Origin of the sequence: Enterococcus sp. S183_ASV_20, from assembly GCF_018919685.1 — a bacterium.
GTDB lineage: Bacteria > Bacillota > Bacilli > Lactobacillales > Enterococcaceae > Enterococcus > Enterococcus faecalis.
The window spans coordinates 1-275 of sequence record NZ_JAHLRI010000201.1 but is presented as its reverse complement, the minus strand read 5'-3'; the positions used below and the strand labels follow the sequence as shown (position 1 = coordinate 275).

The 275-nt window shown below is 38.2% G+C and carries 1 protein-coding gene; it reads right to left on the bottom strand.

The window, feature by feature from the left end; translation table 11 throughout:
* A partial coding sequence (locus KQI94_RS16420) for an ArpU family phage packaging/lysis transcriptional regulator (protein ID WP_216454701.1) occupies positions 1-275 on the bottom strand: 275 nt, incomplete at both ends.

The following is a 275-nucleotide window of genomic DNA, read 5'->3' as shown; positions in this document are numbered from 1 at the left end:
TGAATACTTCTTTCGGAATATCCAACTTCCCTAGCTATCTTGTAATTAGAGTAATGGTCCTGCACACAGAAACTATAGTGCAAAATTTGTCTGCTAGTTAGGCTTAATGCCATAAGCCCAGATAAAATTGCGTCTCTTTCTGCTTCTGCATCTGCTAATTGTACTAGCGCATCTTCTGCTTTGTTCCCATGACTTTGGCTTTTAGGCATATCTGTAATAATTGGTGATTTTAAATCTATCAAAGAGCGACCAGCTATTCGCTCTAAACGTCTAAA